The following is an 18,445-nucleotide window of genomic DNA, read 5'->3' on the forward strand; positions in this document are numbered from 1 at the left end:
GCGCGGGGCCGCAGCGTCGTCGTGCCGTTCCGGAGCGCCGCCCCCCTGGGGGCTTTTCTCCAAATGAGGATTTTCGTTCGTTGGCAAGGAAAACGAGCCGCCATGAGGGAGTGCCCTAGCCGTTATGCGAGTCTTCGAGCATTACGGATGAGGACCGCAACGCGCTCTTAACGTATTCGACCGAGCCTTAGCCGTCAGGTGAGCTTGCGAACCTTACGGATAAGGACGGCAGAGCCATGGCAGGCGAAGTTTGACCGCGTTGCGCACGATGTCCGTAGGGCTCGCAAGCTCGCCCAACGGACACGCTTCGCGCCCTTCGGGTCGGTCAGCAAACGGACGAAAAGACAATTCGGAGACCGCCCCCTAGAACTCGATGCCCTTGGTCGCCTGCACCCCCTTCTGCCACGGGTGCTTCACCTCGTTCATTTCGGTAACCAGATCGGCCCGCTCGGCCAGCCAGTCGGGCAGGCCGCGCCCGGACAGCACCAGGTGCCTGCCCTGCGGTTCCGCCAGTTCGAGAAGGTGTTCCACCTCTTCGCGGGTCACGATGTCGTAGCCGAGGGCGTACAGCGTTTCGTCCAGCACCAGCATGTCCACCTGGGGCAGGGTGTCTTCCGCCCATTGCAGCAGTTCCTGCGCGGCCTTGCGGTGGGCGGGGCGGTCTTCCTCTCGGCGCAGAAAGCCCTTGCCCCCGGCGCGAAAGCGTTCGCCCAGCAACCGTTGCAGCATTTCCTGCTCGCCCGCCTGTCCGGGGCGTTTCATGAACTGGCCGAAGGCCACGGTCAGCCCCTGGCCCAGGGCGCGGATGGCCTGCCCCACGCAGGCGGATGTCTTTCCCTTGCCGTTGCCGGTGTATATCAGCAGCATCAGTTCTCCGGGGTATCCCAGCCCACCCCGGGCATGGCGGCCCCGCAACGGGCGCACCGCGACGAGGCGGGCAGGTGGGTGTGAAAGCCCTCGCGCCGGGCGAACAGTGCGCCGCAGGCGGGACAGTGAGTAGATTCGGCGGGGTGGCCCGGCATGTTCCCAAGATAGACGAAGCGCAATCCTTCCGTCTGGCCGATTTCCCAGGCCCGCTCCAGCGTGGCGGGCGGGGTGGGGGGGCGGTCGGTCAGTTGGTAGGCCGGGTGAAAGCGCGAAAGGTGCCACGGCACGTCCGGGCCCAGTTCGTCGCGGATGAACCGGGCCATGTCGCGCAGTTCGTCCGGGGCGTCGTTCAGGCCGGGGATCAGCAGGGTGGTCACCTCCAGCCACCAGCCCATGCGGGCGATGGTGCGCAGTGTGTGCAGCACCGGCTTCAGTCGCGCGCCGCACTGGCTTGCGTAGAAATGCTCGGTGAACGCCTTCAGGTCGATGTTGGCCGCGTCGATGCGGTGTTCCAGTTCGGCAAGGCATTCCGGCGACTGGAACCCGTTGGAGACCATGATGGTGGCAAGCCCGGCGGCGCGGGCCGCGTCCGCCGTGTCGCTCATCAGTTCGAAAAAGATGGTGGGCTCGGAATAGGTGAACGACACCGACGCAGCCCCGCTGGCCTTGGCCTCGGCCACCAGCTTGGCCGGTGTGACGCGCTGGCCGCGCACCACGCCTTCTTCGGCGGGCGGGCGCGACAGCGACCAGTTCTGGCAAAAGCTGCACGCCAGGTTGCAGCCCATGGTGCCGAAGGACCAGGTAAGCGTGCCGGGCATGAAGTGGAACAGCGGTTTCTTTTCCACCGGGTCCAGGTTCACGGCGGCCACGTTGTCGCCCACCAGGGTGAACAGCCTGCCGACGGGGACATTCCCGTGCGCAACGCCTGGTCCAGAGGTGCCTAGTCCAGAGGTGTCTGGCCTAGCCGTGTCTGGCTCGGGCATGTCTGGCCGATTCACCCGCACCCCGCAGCGGCCCGTGCCGCCCCCAGGAATGATGCAGTAATGGCTGCACAGGCGGCACTGCACGCGCGCCGTGTCCGCATCCGGCAATGCGGCGGCGTCGAGGTCGCCGGACGGTGGCAGGGGCTTCCAGAGGCGTGCATCGAGCATGGCGAAGGTCCTTGATGGATGGAGTGGCCCCGAAGGGCGCAGGCGAACGGGGGTCGGCCCGCAGGGCGTGCAGGCAAAGGTCTTTCGACAGCAACAGGCCGGTCTGCTATTGCCGCCTGCCCGTCCCTATGCCGCCGGGGGGCAGGGGAGTGGGCCGCATCACGCCGCCCCCGCTTCCGCTGCTGCCGCCATTTCCCCAATTTCCACTATTCCCGCCCTGGGGCTGGCCCCAGGTGCCGTTCACGTTGATCTCGGGCGCGATGATCATGGGCACCTGCTGTTGCGGCATGTCCTGATGGCGTGGCGGTCCCTTGGATTCCATGACCCGGTCGCCGGTGTCCGGATCGCGCCCGATGTACGACTGGTCGCCGCCGGTACCCATGAAGGTGTCGTTGCGCGGGCGTTCCTGTTGCGGGGGAATGCCGCCGCCCGTGTCGCTGGTTCCGGTCACGGATGCCGCCACGAGCGTGTGGTGTTCCGCCTGTGCGGGCGTGCCTTCGCGGGCAAAGGCAGTGTCCGGCAATACCGCTGTAGACAGCATGCCCAGTACCAGTATACCATTGAATAAGGCCCGTGCCAGCAAGGGTTTCATGGTGTGTTCCTCTTGCGCTTCGGGGGGTAAAAGCCTATGAAGGGCTTCCGGAAAATCCGAAGCCAGCCGATTCAAGGAGCCTACGTTAATGTCTGAGGACCGTTCCAAAGCCTACACCGATGCGGGGGTGGATATCAACGCCGGCAATGCCCTCGTGTCGCGCATCAAGTCCATTGTCGCCCGCACGCACACCAATGGTGTGATATCCGACATCGGCGGCTTCGGCGGCCTGTTCAAGCCGGATCTCGCGGGGATGGACGAACCGGTCCTTGTTTCCTCCACCGATGGCGTGGGCACCAAGCTGAAATGCGCCTTCCAGTTCGGCAAGCATGATACCGTGGGCATCGACCTGGTGGCCATGAGCGTCAACGACATTCTGGTGCAGGGCGCCAGGCCGCTGTTCTTCCTGGACTATTTCGCCACCGGCAAGCTGGACGTGGACGTGGCCGCCAGCGTCATTTCCGGCGTGGCCGAGGGCTGCCGCCGCGCAAGCTGCGCCCTGCTGGGCGGTGAAACCGCCGAAATGCCCGAAATGTACGCCCCCGGCGAATACGACCTGGCGGGCTTCTGCGTGGGCCTTGTGGACAACACGCGCATCGTGGACGGTTCGTCCATCCGCGTGGGCGATTCCATCATCGGCATTGCCTCCACCGGCCTGCATTCCAACGGATACAGCCTGGCCCGCAAGGTGCTGGCCCAAAGCGGCCTGAACGGCGCCGATCCGCTGCCCGGCTCGGACCGCACCGTGGCCGAGGTGCTGCTGGAACCCACCGCCATCTACGTGGACATCGTGCGCTCGGTGATGCGCGACTTCGACATCAAGGGCATGGTGCACGTGACAGGCGGCGGCTTCTACGACAACATTCCCCGCGTGCTGCCCGCCACGGTGGAAGCGCACATCGATTTCGGCTCGTGGACCGTGCCGCCGGTGTTCAACTGGCTGTTGGCCCAGGGCAACCTGACCTGGCCGGAAATGCTCCAGATCTTCAACTGCGGCATCGGCTACATAATGATCGTTTCGCCCGACGTGTGCGACGAGGTGCTGGGCCGCGTCAACGCCATGCATGCCCAGGCCTGGCGCATCGGCAGCATTGGCCGCCGCCGCGACAAGACGACGGAGCAGGTGCAGGTGGCTTTCTAGGGCTTTCAGTCCCTGACTGCACGACTACATTGCATGCCATCGGGGCCGTTCCTTCGGGAGCGGCCCCGTTTTTTTTACCGGTACTGGCCGGGATTGTCAGTAATGGCATGGCATGGCAACGGGCCGGAACCTCGTGGTACCGGCCCGTTGCGGTGTCATTGGGATGATGGGGGCTGGCTGTATATCAGTCCTCGCAGCCGCAGGCCTGATCGTCGTCGTCCGGAACTCCCTCGTGCGGACCGGCTTCCAGGTGACCTTCGGGCAGGCCTTCGTCGGCGTCGTCCGGTTCGGTGTCTTCCACACCGGACAGGTCTTCCGTCGTTTCCGGGCCGCGCGCGTCGGGCCGGGCCTCCGGCGCGTCGCGCAGCAGGTCGACCAGCGGCGTGGGCTGCCATTCACCGGGCATGGGGACGCCCCGTTCACTCAGGTCCCCCCGGTCACCCAGGTAGGGGTTGAAATAGCCGAAACCCAGCCACGGGCATTCCCGGCGCAACCGTTTGCGGAAGTTGACCAGGCCCATGTTGGGGCCGAACTCGATGCCTTCCAGCAGTTCCAGGTACATTTCCGGGTCGATGTTCAGGTTGCGCAACTGAATGAAGCTGACCCCACAGGTGCGGATCATGTCCAGCAGGGCTTCCAGTTCCGGCTCGGTGTCGGTGATGCCGGGGAAATACAGCAGGTTCAGCGAAACGAACACCCCGTTCCGCCGCGCGGTGGCGATGCTTTCGCGCACGTCGGCCAGGGTATAGCCGTGCGGGCGGTAGTAACGGTTGTAGGATGCTTCGCGGGCGCTGTTCAGGCTGACCCGCAGCGAGGTAAGCCCCGCCTTGGCGATGCGGTCCACGGCGTCCGGCAGCGAGGCGTTGGAGTTCAGGTTCACCGTGCCGCGCCCGCCTTCGGCGCGGAACAGGCGCACCGCTTCCTCGATCAGCGGGGCCTCTGTCAGCGGTTCGCCCTCGCAGCCCTGCCCGAAGGAAAAGACCGGCTCGGTCACTTCGTTGCGGGCGTGATGGCGCATCACTTCCACGATTTCCGCCGCCGTGGGGGTGAAGGCCATGCGGTTCTGCGGCGTGGCGCAAATGCGCGACCCGGCCTCCTGCTGCGAGATGCAGCCCACGCAGCGGGCATTGCACGCGCGCGAGACGGGCAGCGGGGCCTCGTACCGGCCAAGGCACAGGTTGCGTGCGGCCGGGCAGGAATAGGTAAGGGCGCACTTGGCCGTCAGGTGCTGCATCAGCCGGTTGTCCGGGTAGCGGCGCATCAGTTCGCGGGCGGTCTGTTCCACCTTCTTGCGGTGGATGCCCCGGAACACCTGGCGGTTGGATTCATCCACCCGCTTGGCGCAGACGTAGAAGCGCCCGTTGGCAAAGCCCACTGCCCCGTAAGCGAACAGGGGCAGGGTGGGGGCGTCCGCTTCGCTGACGTAGGCGGGGTGTGCGGTCAGGGTGTGCGCGGGCGCGGCGAACGCGGCCACGGCCAGTTCGTCCATGCCCACGGCCTCGCCGGTTTCCGGGTCAAGCCCGACGGCGCGGCGGCCCGGCAGCAGGAACAGTTCGCTCTCGTCGGGCAGGGGCATCAGTTCGTCGGGGCGGGGCAGGGCGAATTCGTGCCCGCGCCGACAGACCATCAGCAGGTCCGGGTGGTCGTAGATTTCGCCGTGTTCGTCGGCAACGACAAGGTGGGGGCGGATATTGGATGAGGCCATGTGGTGCCCTTTGTTCTCATGTATTGTGGTGCATCGTGGGATGTGCTAGGTGCCGGATGGTTACTGCAAGCGGGGTTCCCCGGCAAGTGCATATCCGGTCCGCTGGCCGGTGGCCGGGGAAATGCCGCCTTTTTTTTCCGGGAGAAAAAGGAACCATGTTCGATAACGCCACCATGTTCATGATGTTCATCCTGCTGTGCTTTGCGGGATTGTTGGTGATGTTCTATTTCGTGCTGCGCGGCATGGAAGAACTTGCGCGCGGCATGCGCGACGAGCACGCGGCACTGGCCTCCGGCCTGCGCACGCTGGAGACGAGGGTCAACGAACTGGCCCGCGCCCAGCGCGCGGTAGTCGCCGGGCTGCCCCCCACCCCTCACGCGGATGCAGGGGGCGACGCCTTCGAGGAACCGGCGGGCCAGTACCACGTGCAGTACGGCACCGGCCCGGATGCCCGCATCGACGCGGGCTACGGTGCCGGCGTCGATCCGCTGTACGGCCTGGTGCAGGAGGACGCGGAATCCGACCTGCCGGGCGGCCTGGGCATGGACTTCGAGGAACCCGTGGAACTCGTGGACCGTCAGCCTGCCGACGTGCCCGGCTTGAGATATGACGGCATGCACGATGGCGGCTCGGCCAGCGTGTCGCGCGCGGCAGACCTGCACGAGGTGGAACTGCCCAGCCTGGACCTGTCCTCCCCCGCAAAGGGCGTGTCGGGCGCTTCGCGCGGCAGGACCGCTGGTCTGGATACCTCCGCGTTGGACGCCTCTTCGCTGGATGCCTTCGGTGGCCCGGACCGTGGGGACCGTGGGGACCGTGGGGACCGTGGGGACAGTGGGGACCGTGGGGACCGTGGGCACGACGACCACGAACCGCAACCCGCCCCACGCCTTTCTTCCGACACCGGAGGGACGGGGCTGCTCTCCTTTGGTGACGATGAAGCCGCCTACCGCGAAGCCCGCGAACGCCGGGCCGAGGCCCGTGCCTCGCGCGGCAAGGGGGGGCTGCCGGATCTCAAGCTGGACGACTAGCCGCGAGCACAGCGTGGCGAACCGTTGTTCAAGGGCGGATGGCGCATGGACTTCGTCAACATACTGCTGGCCTGCTGCGTGGCGGGGGTGCTGCTGTACACCAGGCTGGGCGGCGGTGGCGGCGGTGCCGCGCGCGCGGTCGAGGCAGCCCTTGAGCGTGATATCCAGCTCATGGAAATGCGTCTGGCCAATCTGACCGAAGACTGCGGCACCCTTCAGGCCAGCGTGGCGTCCATGCGCGGACGCCTGCACACCCATGCCGAGCACGAGGCCGACCGTGCCCGACAATTGCGCGAGGCCGCCGTGCAGTCCGCCACCGAACAGCGCGAAAGCCTGCCCGAACGCCTGGTGCGCAAGGGGCTGGTGAACGCCGACCAGGTGGCCAAGGCCGAAGTCTACCGCCGTAACACCGGCAACCCCCTGCCGACGGAGGAGATACTGGCCCTGCTGGGCTTCATCGCCCCCGACGTGCTGCGCGCGGAGCGCGACGAGCACAAGCGTCAGGCCCGGGTGGCCGCTGCGCCGGAAGCCGGGGCCGCCACCACCGAAGGCGGTGAGGGCACGGCCTGAGGGCGTCCACCGTAACCGGTGCTCCGGCGCATCACGCATTTCGAATCTTGCAGGATGGCATACGCCCGGCACGCGCACAGGCTGCCGGGCGTTTTCGCGTTCAGCGCGCTGCGGCCAGGTACGCCTTGCGCAGCAGGGGAGAAGGCATCTGCTCGGCCAGCAGCAGGTAGATCAGGCGCAGGTGGGTGCGGCGAATGTCGTCGGCCTGGGCGCATCGCTCTGCCACGATGCCCTGCGGCAGTCCGCGCAGCCGTTGGGTGAAGTCGCGTGCCCGGTGGCGTGCCCGGTGGGCGGCGTCCACCCTGGCCTGCCCGCTGGCGGCAATGCGCGCGCACCGTTCCGGATCGGCCAGCGCGGGCTGGACAACATCCAGCAGGCTGTCGATGTCGTCCGGTTCGTACAGCAGCAGGTCGCGCCCGTCCTCGAACAGGTCGGCAAGGCCATGGCCGATGCGCGGCGTGACCAGGCAGCCGCCGCAGCCCAGGGCCTCGAACACCCGGAAGTTCAGGTCGCCGTGCTCGCAGTAGTTCAGCAGCAGGCGTCCGCGCGGGTACAGCGCCCGGTAATCGCCCCTGGTCACGTGCAGGCCGGGCAGGCGCTGCGCCAGCCGTTGCAGGAAGGCGTGACGCGCCGGGGTGCGGGCCGCGTCCACGGTGCCCACGAACAGCAGGTCCCATTCCGGCGCGGGGGGGCGGGGCTGGTCCGCGTCCTTGGCGAAGGCGGGCGCCCACCAGATGCGCTCGTCGGGCAGGCGTCGCCCGGCCACCAGCGGAATGTGGTCGCGCAGGCTCATCAGGCACACGTCAAAGGCCTGGACGTACAGCGGGTACCAGCTGTGGATGTGCGAATCCACGCAGTAGAACACCGTCAGGCAGGGGAACGATTCCATGCCCAGCACGAAGGGCGGGCGGCTCTTGTCCGCCACCACCACCACGTCCGGCTCCCAGCCAGCCTCGCGCACGATGTCTTCCCAGCCGAACACCGCCACCTGCTGAAAGTCCATGGCGTGCACCTGCCAGCCCTGGTCGCGCAGGGCCTGCGCAAAGAACGGGCTGCCGATCCAGAACAGCCGGGGCATGCGGTTTTCGTGTTCGCCAGTCATGGCCGGGGTATACCGTGCCGGAGCGACGGGCGCAACGCACGCCTGATGGGCAATGGCGCAAGCCCGATCGGTAACGACGCGGCGTGCGGTCCGTCATGGCGGCGACCTTGCCAACCGCGCCCTTTCCCCCTTGCCAGCCGCCGTGCGAACGGATAGTGCTGGTACGTCGTGTTGTCGGCGTCACCGGCCCCTTCCCGTTGAGTCAGCAGCGGGGACCACCCATGTCCATTCTTACCAGGAACACCGCGCTCGCGGGCGTTCTCGACACTCATCTGGCGGCCCTGGCCGCGGACGAGGGCCTTGCGCCCCAGACCATTCGCGACGGCATCGAAGGCGGCACCATGGTGCTGCTGGGCAATCCGTCGCACCCTTCGTTGCGCCCGCTGCTTGTCGGCCAGCCTTCCCGCGTGAAGGTCAACGCCAACATCGGCACCTCTCCCCTGTGCAACAATCCCGAACGTGAAATAGAAAAGCTGGCCGCCGCCCTGGCCGCCGGGGCCGACACCGTGATGGACCTTTCCATCGCGGGCGATCTGCTGGCCATCCGCAAGGGCATGCTGGCCGCCTGCCCGTTGCCGCTGGGCACCGTGCCGCTGTATTCCGTGGCCCAGAAGTATCTGGACAAGGGCAAGGATCCTGCGGGGATGGACCCGGAAGAACTGTTCGCCGAAATCGAGATGCAGGCGGAGCAGGGCGTGGACTTCATGACCGTGCACTGCGGCCTGACCCGGCGCGGCGCCGAATGGGCCACCGAGGGCGGGCGCGTGCTGGGCATCGTCTCGCGCGGGGGCTCCATCCTGGCCCGCTGGATGCGCAAGAACGGCAAGGAAAACCCCCTGCTGGAACAGTATGACCGCATCCTTGAGATCGCCCGCAGGCACAACGTCACCCTGTCGCTGGGCGACGGCCTGCGCCCCGGCGCAGGGGCCGACGCGGGCGACGCCGCCCAGTGGGACGAGGTGATGATGCTGGGTCGCCTGGCCAAGGCGGGTCTGGCCGAAGGCGTGCAGTGCATGATCGAGGGCCCCGGCCACGTGCCCATGCACGAGGTGGAGGCGCAGATCGTCGGCATCAAGAAGCTGACCAACAACGCCCCGCTGTACGTGCTGGGCCCCCTGACCATCGACAGTTCGCCGGGGTACGACCACATCGCCGGGGCCATCGGCGGGGCCATCGGCGTGCGTGCCGGGGTGGACTTTTTGTGCTACCTCACCCCCGCCGAGCACCTTACCCTGCCCACCATCGAGGACGTGAAGGCCGGGGTGATGGCCTCGCGCATCGCCGCGCAGGCTGGCGAGGTGGCCCTTGGCCGCCGCCACGCGCTGGAGCGCGAGGCGGGCATGTCGCAGGCCCGCATGGCCCTTGACTGGGACGGCATGAAGCGCTGCGCGCTGGACCCGGAAATGGTGGATGCCCGCCGTGGCGAGCACCGCAATGAAGAGGAATGCGCCATGTGCGGCAAGTTCTGCGCCGTGAAGATGCTGCGCGACGACCCGCAGGGCACGCTGTAGCAGCGCGCGCCCAGGCCGCCTTGCCAAATCGGGCCAGGTCCCGAAGGAAGGGCCGGGCGGCGGATGGAATCCGGAAACGGGAGGGATGCCGACATCCTTCCCGTTTTCTTTTGCCGGTGGGGCGGCAGGGCATCCGGCGGGCCGGAACGGCAGGGGGAACGGACAGGGAAAGAGACAGGGAAAGGACAAGGGCGAGGCGGGGCAGGGAGCCCGGCCCACGTGCGGTGGCCGGGCCATCCCGCACTTGCCACGCCGTAGCGCGGATGTCCCCGCGCTACAGGCTAGGCCCCCGTCTCGCGGTCTGGGGCGGCCCGCTCCGGCGCAGCCGCGATGCCGTCCCATCCGGCCACCACTTCCAGGCATTGGGCGGCACTCACCGGGCGGCTGAACAGATACCCCTGAAAGACCTGGCACCCCAGAGCGACGAAACGCTCGAACTGTTCCCGTCGTTCCACCCCTTCCACTACGGTGGTGATGTCCAGGCTGCGGGCCAGTTCCACGATGCTGCGCACGATGTGTTCGTTGATGTCCCCGTGGCTGGCCTCGGTGAGCGAGCGGTCGATCTTGACCGTGTCCACGGGAAAATCGCGCAGGTAGCGCAGCGATGCGTGCCCCATGCCGAAGTCGTCGATGGCCACGCGCACCCCGGCCGCGCGCAGGCGGCGCAGGGCCTTGACGGTGCGCGTGTCGGGCAGCAGCACGGTGGATTCGGTCAGTTCCAGTTCCAGCAGGTGCGGGGCAAGGCCGGTGCGTGCCAGCACGTCCAGCACGTCACGATCGAAGCGCGGGTTCAGCAACTGGCGCGGCGCCACGTTGACCGACATGACGAAGCCGTCGGGCACCTGCCCCGCCCACGCCACGCGGCGGGCACAGGCGCGGTGCAGCACGAACATGCCCAGCCGGTCGATGATGCCGGTGTCTTCCGCCAGGGCCACGGTGATGGGCGGCGCGATGCGTCCGTAAGCGGGGTGGCGCCAGCGCAGCAGCGCCTCGGCCCCGTGCGGGCGGCCATCCACCCCGATCTGGGGCTGGTACTCCAGAAACACTTCGCCGTTGCGGCCCATGGCGGCGGACAGATCGTTGGCCAGCGAGGCGGCAAGACGCCCTTCTTCGCCGGGGCGGCCGATGCACTTGCGTCCGCCCGGCCCCACCTCGCTGCTGTTGGCGGTGCGCAGCAGTTCCGCCAGGATGTGCCTGCCGTGCCGTTCGCGCAGGGCGTCGGTTGCCCGCACGAAGGGCAGGTACAAGGCCATGCCGAGGCCCAGGTTGACGGCCTGCATCAGTGACCCCGCCACGGAACCCGTGGCCGCGTACCCGTTGAGCAGGGGCGGGGTGGTCCAGACCACGTCGGGCAGGGTGTACGGCACCAGATGCAGCAGGGTGGCCGCATGGGCGGCGGTGGTCTGCGCCAGCGGCACCAGCAGGAAGGGGATCAGGTACACCGGGTTCATGACCATGGGCAGGCCGAACAACAGCGGTTCGTTGACGTTGCACAGCGCGGGCAGCAGGGCCACCAGGGCCAGCCTGCGGGTGCCGCTGTCGCGGCTGGCGTACAGGATGGCGGCGATGAGGCACAGGGTGCTCCCCGACCCACCCATGCGCGTGAACACGTCGAAAAAGGTCTTGGTCAGCACGAACGGCGGCGCCTGCCCCGCCGCCAGCGCCGTGGCATTGGCCAGCCCGGCGGGGGCGAAGATGGCGTCTTCTATGGGAAACAGCAGGTTGGGGCCATGCGCCCCGAAGAACCACAGCACCTGCGACAGACCCGTGTACAGCAGGCCGAGCCCCAGGGTGTTGCCACCCTCCAGAAAGGGCCGGGTCATGGCGGCGCGCAAGGCCGCATGCAGGTCGGGGATGCCGCCTTCCACCAGCCCCACGCGCAGCAGGCCGAAGATGACGATGGTCAGCATGCCCGCGGGCATGACGGTCAGGATGTCGCGCACCACCGGGTCGTGGCCCACGGCCTCCAGCGGCAGTTGCAGGCGCTTCACGTCCGACAGGCGCAGGAACAGCCCCGATCCGCCGACGGAAACGATGAACGCCAGAAGCAGGCCCCGGTCCATGGAGAACATGTCGCGCCAGGGCATGTCGTTGGCCGGGTTGGTGACCACGAAGAAGCAGGCCAGCACGACGATGGCGGACATGACCGGGCTGACGAACTGCCCGCCGCGCCGCTGGTTGTAGACCATGGCCATGGTGCCGCTGAAGGCGCACAGCACCGCCAGCGAGGCGACGCCGAAGGTGCCGGAAATCAGGGCGTCGCCCATGGTGATCCACGCGGGGCCAAACAGCGCGTCCAGTGCCCGGCGCAGCAAGGGGAAGGGCGTGTGGCGCATCATCAGCGCAAAGGCGCCCACCGTGACCAGCGGCAGCACCAGGGCCAGGGCGCGCTGCACCGCGATGACCACGGGCAGGTCGGCCACGCGCTCGGTCACGTCGGCAAAGGCCGCCGTCAGTGGTCGCCACCACGGCGCGGCACGGCTGGCCGCGTTGTCGGCGGCCTCGTCCCCCATGGTCCGCTCCCCGTCCGCGGGCGGGGAAGCGGTTTCTTCGGCGGCGCCCGCCTTCATGCTGCCTCCCGGGTGGTGCGGCGGCCCGCGTTACGCCTTGGGCGCATTCACCACGTTGGCGGGCGCACCGGCCAGGAAGGCGCGGATGTTGTCCGCCGTGACGCGCATCAGGGTCTGGCGCGCGGTCAGGGTGGCCCAGGCCAGGTGCGGGGTGATCAGGCAGTTCTTGGCCGTCAGCAGCGGGTTGTCCGGACGGATGGGTTCCACCGCCACCACGTCCACGCCAAGGCCGCCCAGATGGTTGTCGTTGAGGGCGGCAGCCACGGCGGCCTCGTCCAGCAGGGGGCCGCGCGCGGTGTTGATGAGGATGGCCCCCTGCTTCATGGAGGCCAGGCGCACCCGGTTGACCATGCCGCGCGTGGCGTCGGTGAGCGGGCAGTGCAGGGTGACCACGTCGGACCGGGCGAAAAGTTCGTCAAGAGATACGTAGGCGAACGGCTCGTACCCCGGCATGGTGCGGGTGTTGGGCGAATAGGCCAGCACCTTCATGCCGAAGGCGTTGGCGATCTGCCCCACGCGCTTGCCCATGTTGCCGAAGCCCACGATGCCCATGGTCTTGCCGGTCAGTTCGATCTGGGTGGTTTCCCAGAAGCACCAGTCCTTGTTGGCGCTCCAGTTTCCCACCTTCACGCTGGCGTCGTGCCGGGCAATGCGGCGGCACAGTTCCAGCAGAAAGGCGAACACGTGCTGGGCCACGGCGTCGGTGCCGTAGCCGGGCACGTTGCAGACCGGGATGGAGCGCGCGGCGGCGGCGCGGACGTCCACCACGTCGTACCCCGTGGCCAGCACCCCGATGTAGGCCAGGTCGGGCAGTGCCGCGATGGTGTCGGCATCCAGCTGGGTCTTGTTGGTCAGCACCATGTGCGCGCCCGCCGCACGTTCCCGGATGGCCTCGCGCGGGGTGCGGTCGTACACGGTCAGTTCGCCGAGCGCGGCAACGGCGTCCCACGGGTTGTCGCCGGGGTTCAGGGTGTAGCCGTCCAGTACGACGATACGCATGGCAGTACTCCGAAAAGGTTTTTCTGTTGCCACGGGGCGTTGTGTCCAGTAAACCGAAACGTAACCTTCGGAATCCTACGTGAGTCCGCAGCCGGGGTAAAGCCCGGCGCCGCATCCGGGGGTATCAGCCGCATACGGGACCGGGGACCATGTGCAAGGCGCAAGCCGGGATGACCTGTCAGCAGTTCTGGGTGGCCGTGGTCTGCACGGCTCTTCTGCTGTTGGCCGTGTGGCCGGATCCGGGCGCCCGGGCGGCGCAGGACACAGGGCGGGGAGCGGGGCAAGTCGCCGCCGACCAGTCTGGCAACCTGTCTGGCAGTCCGGCAGGCAATCCGTTCACGCCTTTCATCCGTTCCGCCAGCCCCGCACATTCTTCTGAATCCGCACATGCCACGGCAGCCGCCAACGCTGCCGCCATCCATCCCTCGGGATTTCCCACCGGGCTTCTATGGGCCCAGAATTCCCACGCCGCAGGCGCGGCCCTCACCGGCGCGGCCCCTTCCGCCCCCGTGGGGGCGTCCGTCGCGTCCCCCCGTCCCGATCAGGCCGGGTTTGCGGAGGGCACGCCAACAGAGGACGAACTGGCCCCCGGTGAACCGGTGCGCCTTGGCATGTCCGCCCCCTTCAGCGGTCCCGGCGCGTCGCTGGGGCGTGAATTCCATCGCGGCGCGGCCAGTTGCCTGGCACGGGTCAACGCGGCGGGCGGGGTGCACGGCAGGCAGGTGGAAATCGTGGCCATGGACGATGGTTACGACCCGGAACGCACCGTGTGGAACGTCATCCGGCTCATCGAGGAAAAGCGCGTTTTCGCGCTGTTCGGTCTGGTGGGCACGCCCACGGTCACGCGAGTGCTGCCCCTGCTGGGCGGCCATCCGGAACGCACGGTGCCGTTGCTGTTTCCCTTCACCGGGGCGCGCCCCCTGTCCTTGCCGCGTCACGAGGGGCTGGTGTTCCGCCTGCGCGCCTCGTACGACGCCGAATTCTCCGAACTGGTGGACCGCCTGTACGGAGCCGGGTGCTCTCGCATCGCCGTGTTCTACCAGGCCGATGCCTATGGCCGCGAGGGCTGGGCCGACCTGCGCGACGCGCTGGCCCGCCGCCGTCTGTCCCTGGCGGCAGAGGCCTCTTATCCGCGCGGCGCGGGAAGCGACGCCGGCTTCACCCAACAGGCGGAGCTGATCCTGCAAGGCATGCCCGACGCCGTGGTCTGCGTGGGCACCGACGCCGCGTGCGCGGCCTTCATCCGTGACCTGCGCGACCTTCTGTCCACGCAGGGCGCAAGCTGGCAGGCAAGCCACGGGGCAAGCCAGGGCACAGGCCAGGGCGCAAGCCCGCCATCCCCGCCGTTTTCCCGCAAGCCCGCCATCCCCGTGGCCATGCCCTCGTTCGTGGACAGCGCCCACCTGCTGGAGCTGCTCGCCGCCATGGGCCGCACCGCGCAGCGCGACTACACGCGCGATCTCGTGCTGACGGAGGTGGTGCCCGCATGGACCGGAAACCTGCCCGCCGCCAGGGACTACCGCCGTGATTTCGCGGAGATGGCGGAGGCCCCCGATGTGCCAGATGTGGTGGCCGTTCCCGGCGACGAGGCTGCCCCGCCGTCGGTTTCGGGCGGAGGGCAAGCGGGGATGGCGCCGCATCCCGGCGACGTGAGCTTCGAGGGATATCTGGCCGCACGACTGCTGGTGCTGGCGCTGGAACGCATGGGGCCGCATCCCTCGCCAGCCGGACTGCGGGCGGCGCTGGCCGGGCTTGACGGGCACGACCTGGGCGTCGGCCTGCCGTACCGCTACACCCCCGCCGAACAGGGGCTGGGGCTGGTGCGCTTCACCACCGTGCGCGGCGGCGTGCCGGTGGACCTGCGCGATTTTTCGGAGTGGCGGCGATGAGGCGTTCGCGTCTGTTCGGGCGCACCCTGCGGGGGCTCATCGTGCTGTTTGGGGTGTATGCCGCCGTCACGTCCATCTATTCCGGCTGGACCCTGCACACCCTGCTGACCCGCGAATACGAAAGCAAGGCCCTGGCCATCGCCCGCGCCATCGCCGGGGCGGACCTGGAAAGCCTGATCGGGCGCGACGTGACCACCGTGCAGTCGCGCATCGACCAGTTTCTGGGCATCGACGGGGTGTCCTACGTGCTGGTGGTTGATGGCCGGGGCGAAACCGTGGCCCACACCTTCGTGCCCGTGGTGCCGGAACCGGTGCGCGAACTGGTGGCCTCGCTGGCGGGCGCGCGCATGAACGAGGTCACCGTGCTGCGCGACCGGCTGCATCTGCCCCCCACCCCGGATGGCCCGGCGGGCGGCGGGCATGGGGGAGGCCGCGAGGTGATGCACGTGACCATGCCGGTCTTTTCCGGCGTGGGGGGCTTCGTGCACATCGGCATGGACCGGGGGCGCATCAGCGAATACATCGACGGCGCCATCCTGCGCCAGCAGGGGCTGGGGCTGGCCTTCTTCGTCGCGTGCACTGTGGGGGCGTGGGTGCTGCTGCATTCCATCTCACGGCCGCTCATGCGCCTGACCGACCAGGCCCGCCGGGTGGCCGCGCACGATTTTTCGGCCCCGCCAGACCTGCCCGCCATGAAGGGCGACGACGAGATCGGCGATCTTTCCCGCGCCATGGACACCATGTCGCGCGACCTGGCCGGGCTGGTGGAAGGACTGGAGGATTCCGTGCGCCAGGCCACGGCGGAACTGGGCGGCGCGCTGGAGCAGCTTTCCACCATCGTGGCGGGCATGGCCGACGGCCTGCTGGTCACCGATCCGCAGGGCATGGTGCTGCGCAGCAACGCGGCACTGTGCGAGATGTTCGGCCTGAATGCGGACCCCGACGGCAGGCCGGTGCGAGAGGTGTTCGGCTTCGTGGCGTCCGCCGTGCCGGTGCCGCCAGTGCCGGGGGACGGCATCCACGAATTCGCTTTCGAGACGGAAGAAGGCGAGGACATCCTGCCCGAGGCCGTGGTGCAGGACAACGCGGCGCTGCTGGCCTTTCTGGACGGGGCCGACGTGCCTGGACAGCCCATGCCCGGCGTGTCCTGCACTCTGCCCGGCCCGTCAGCGGTGTACGCCACCGGCCTGGACTCGGGCCAATCAGGAACATCAGACTCGTCAGGTTCACCAGGTCCATCAGAATCATCTAAATCATCAGGCCCGTCGGGAACGGGCATGGCCCTGCGATCGGGAGAGGTGGCCGCCGTGCGGCGCGACGGCACCCCATGCTGGGTGGAACTTTCGCTGGTGCGGCGGCAGGTGATGGGCACTACCTACGGCATCTGTCTGGTGCGCGACGTGACCGAGCGCCGCCGCGCGCAGGACGCCCTGCACCGTGCCCACGGCATGCTGGAGCGCAAGGTGCGCGAGCGCACCCGCGAACTGAGCCGCGCCAACGCCCAACTGATGCTGGAAAACGCCGAGCGCCGCACCGTTGAGCAGGCCCTGCGCCGGGCCGAGGCGCGTTTCCGGGGCATTTTCGAACATGCCCTGGAAGGCATCTTCCAGAGCACGCCGGAAGGGCGTTTTCTGAGCGTCAACCCGGCCATGGCCCGCATTCTGGGCTATGAAGGGGTGCAGGATCTGCTGGAGGGCGTGGAATCCATCGGCGAAGGGGTTTATGTGGACCCGGTCCGGCGCGACGAGTTCGTGGCCCGCATGGAGGAGCACGGACAGGTCAACGCCTTCGAATTCCGGGGGCGGCGCAAGGGGGGCGAGCTCATCTGGCTGTCGGTCAACGCCCGGCGGGTGCCGGGGGCCGACGGGGCCACCATGTACTACGAAGGCTTTCTCGAAGACGTCACCATGGGCCACGAAAACCGCGAACGGCTGGAACACCAGGCTTTCCACGACCCGCTCACCGGGCTGCCCAACCGGGTGCTGTTCCACGACCGGCTGCAAATGGCCCTGAAGCGCGCCGCCCGCCGCCGCAATTACACCTTTGCCATGCTGTACCTGGACCTTGACCGGTTCAAGGTCATCAACGACAGCCTGGGCCACGACGTGGGCGACGCCCTATTGAAGGTGGTGGCCGCCAAGCTGCGCGAATGCGTGCGCGACGTGGATACCGTGGCCCGCTTCGGCGGCGACGAGTTCGGCGTGCTGCTGGAGGAAACCCCCACCCGCGGCACGGCGGTGCGCGTGGCCCGGCGCATCCGGGCGCACCTGGCGGAGCCGGTGCGCATCGGCCCGCACGAGGTGTTCACCACGGCCAGCATCGGCATCGTGCTGCGCACCGACCAGTACACCACGCCCGAAGAACTGGTGCGCGACGCGGACACCGCCATGTACCGCGCGAAAGAGCAGGGGCAGTCGCGCTTCAAGGTGTTCAACAAGCGCATGCGCGAAGAGGCGTTGCGACTGCTGACCATAGAGACGGATCTGCGCCGCGCCGTGGAACGGCAGGAGATGCGCTTGCACTACCAGCCCGTGGTGGCGCTGGAAGACGGTGGCCTGCACGGGGTGGAGGCGCTGCTGCGCTGGACGCGCACCGAGGGGGGCGACATTTCGCCCGCCGAATTCGTGCCCGTGGCCGAGGATACCGGGCTGATCACCTCCATCGGGGCCTTTGCGCTGGAAGAGGTGTGCATGCAACTGCGCCGCTGGAACGATGCCGGCCTGCCGCCGCCGGGGGTGGTGCACGTGAACATTTCCGGGCGCCAGTTCATGCAGCCCGGCCTGCCCCACGCCGTGGAGATGCTGCTGGACCGCACCGGCACCGACCCGCGCGCGCTGCGCTTCGAGGTGACCGAAAGCGTGCTGATGCGCCACGGCAGCCAGGCCATCACGGTCATGGCCCAACTGCGCGACCTGGGCATCCGGCTGTGCCTGGACGACTTCGGCACCGGATATTCCTCGCTGGGCTACCTGAAGCGGCTGCCGGTGGACTCCATCAAGATCGACCGCAGCTTTGTGGCCGGGCTGGAGCACGACCGCGACGGGCAGGCCATCGTGCGTTCCATCGTTTCGCTTGGGCTGCACCTGGGGCTGGAGATCGTGGCCGAAGGGGTGGAAACGCCCACCCAGGCGGAAATACTGGTTTCACTGGGGTGCCGGTACGCCCAGGGCTTTCTGTACGCGCCGCCGGTTTCGGCGGGCGATCTTGCCGCCATGCTGGGCGCGGCGCCGTTTCCGTCCGCCGGGGGTGGTGTTTTCGCGGGGGGTTCGGTATAGCATGACACGCCGCACTTGCCCGCGCCGCCCGGGAACGGGGGCGGG

At 68.3% G+C, this 18,445-nt stretch carries 13 protein-coding genes; 6 read left to right on the forward strand and 7 right to left on the reverse strand.

Features of this window, described 5'->3' with window-relative positions; all coding sequences use genetic code 11:
• Positions 1-363: 363 nt before the first annotated feature.
• The 3 genes from DESTE_RS01315 to DESTE_RS01325 form a co-directional block, all read right to left on the reverse strand.
• Positions 364-867: a cob(I)yrinic acid a,c-diamide adenosyltransferase gene (locus DESTE_RS01315; protein ID WP_035064166.1), complete on the reverse strand. Its 504-nt coding sequence runs from the start codon at positions 865-867 to the stop codon at positions 364-366.
• Entirely contained in the window at positions 867-2,018 is a 1,152-nt protein-coding gene (gene amrS / locus DESTE_RS01320; protein WP_035064168.1) for an AmmeMemoRadiSam system radical SAM enzyme, read from the reverse strand. The genes DESTE_RS01315 and amrS overlap by 1 nt, the downstream gene beginning before the upstream one ends.
• Positions 2,019-2,124: 106 nt before the next feature.
• Positions 2,125-2,559, reverse strand: a complete 435-nt coding sequence (locus DESTE_RS01325; protein ID WP_245590682.1) for a hypothetical protein — start codon at positions 2,557-2,559, stop codon at positions 2,125-2,127.
• Between the two features lie 139 nt (positions 2,560-2,698).
• Here DESTE_RS01325 and purM point away from each other — a divergent pair, with 139 nt between their 5' ends.
• Positions 2,699-3,751 (forward strand): phosphoribosylformylglycinamidine cyclo-ligase, encoded by a 1,053-nt coding sequence (gene purM, locus DESTE_RS01330; protein ID WP_035064174.1) that lies wholly within the window; start codon positions 2,699-2,701, stop codon positions 3,749-3,751.
• Between the two features lie 184 nt (positions 3,752-3,935).
• Here the strand turns inward: purM and DESTE_RS01335 are convergent, their stop codons facing one another.
• Positions 3,936-5,456: a radical SAM family protein gene (locus tag DESTE_RS01335; RefSeq protein WP_035064177.1), complete on the reverse strand. Its 1,521-nt coding sequence runs from the start codon at positions 5,454-5,456 to the stop codon at positions 3,936-3,938.
• A 155-nt stretch (positions 5,457-5,611) separates the two neighbouring features.
• Here DESTE_RS01335 and DESTE_RS01340 point away from each other — a divergent pair, with 155 nt between their 5' ends.
• Positions 5,612-6,484: a hypothetical protein gene (locus tag DESTE_RS01340; RefSeq protein WP_035064179.1), complete on the forward strand. Its 873-nt coding sequence runs from the start codon at positions 5,612-5,614 to the stop codon at positions 6,482-6,484.
• A gap of 45 nt (positions 6,485-6,529) precedes the next feature.
• Positions 6,530-7,054, forward strand: coding sequence for a hypothetical protein (locus DESTE_RS01345; RefSeq protein ID WP_035064182.1), 525 nt, complete (start codon positions 6,530-6,532; stop codon positions 7,052-7,054).
• Positions 7,055-7,154: 100 nt separating this feature from the next.
• On the opposite strand, the gene DESTE_RS01350 is transcribed toward DESTE_RS01345, so the two are convergent.
• Entirely contained in the window at positions 7,155-8,156 is a 1,002-nt protein-coding gene (locus DESTE_RS01350) for a glycosyltransferase family protein (RefSeq protein ID WP_245590683.1), read from the reverse strand.
• A gap of 221 nt (positions 8,157-8,377) precedes the next feature.
• Between DESTE_RS01350 and thiC the strand changes: the two genes are divergently transcribed.
• Complete coding sequence (gene thiC / locus DESTE_RS01355; protein ID WP_035064183.1) at positions 8,378-9,667, forward strand: phosphomethylpyrimidine synthase ThiC; 1,290 nt, start codon at positions 8,378-8,380, stop codon at positions 9,665-9,667.
• 281 nt (positions 9,668-9,948) lie between these two features.
• Here the strand turns inward: thiC and DESTE_RS01360 are convergent, their stop codons facing one another.
• Positions 9,949-12,237, reverse strand: a complete 2,289-nt coding sequence (locus tag DESTE_RS01360; protein WP_035064186.1) for an EAL domain-containing protein — start codon at positions 12,235-12,237, stop codon at positions 9,949-9,951.
• A gap of 30 nt (positions 12,238-12,267) precedes the next feature.
• Complete coding sequence (locus DESTE_RS01365; protein WP_035064188.1) at positions 12,268-13,236, reverse strand: D-2-hydroxyacid dehydrogenase; 969 nt, start codon at positions 13,234-13,236, stop codon at positions 12,268-12,270.
• A gap of 170 nt (positions 13,237-13,406) precedes the next feature.
• Between DESTE_RS01365 and DESTE_RS01370 the strand changes: the two genes are divergently transcribed.
• Positions 13,407-15,125 (forward strand): ABC transporter substrate-binding protein, encoded by a 1,719-nt coding sequence (locus DESTE_RS01370; protein ID WP_245590684.1) that lies wholly within the window; start codon positions 13,407-13,409, stop codon positions 15,123-15,125.
• Positions 15,122-18,400 carry an EAL domain-containing protein gene (locus DESTE_RS01375; RefSeq protein ID WP_035064192.1) on the forward strand — a complete coding sequence of 1,093 codons (3,279 nt, stop codon included), beginning with the start codon at positions 15,122-15,124 and terminating at the stop codon, positions 18,398-18,400. The genes DESTE_RS01370 and DESTE_RS01375 overlap by 4 nt, the downstream gene beginning before the upstream one ends.
• Positions 18,401-18,445 lie beyond the last annotated feature (45 nt).

Origin of the sequence: Nitratidesulfovibrio termitidis HI1 (assembly GCF_000504305.1) — a bacterium.
Lineage (GTDB): Bacteria > Desulfobacterota > Desulfovibrionia > Desulfovibrionales > Desulfovibrionaceae > Cupidesulfovibrio > Cupidesulfovibrio termitidis.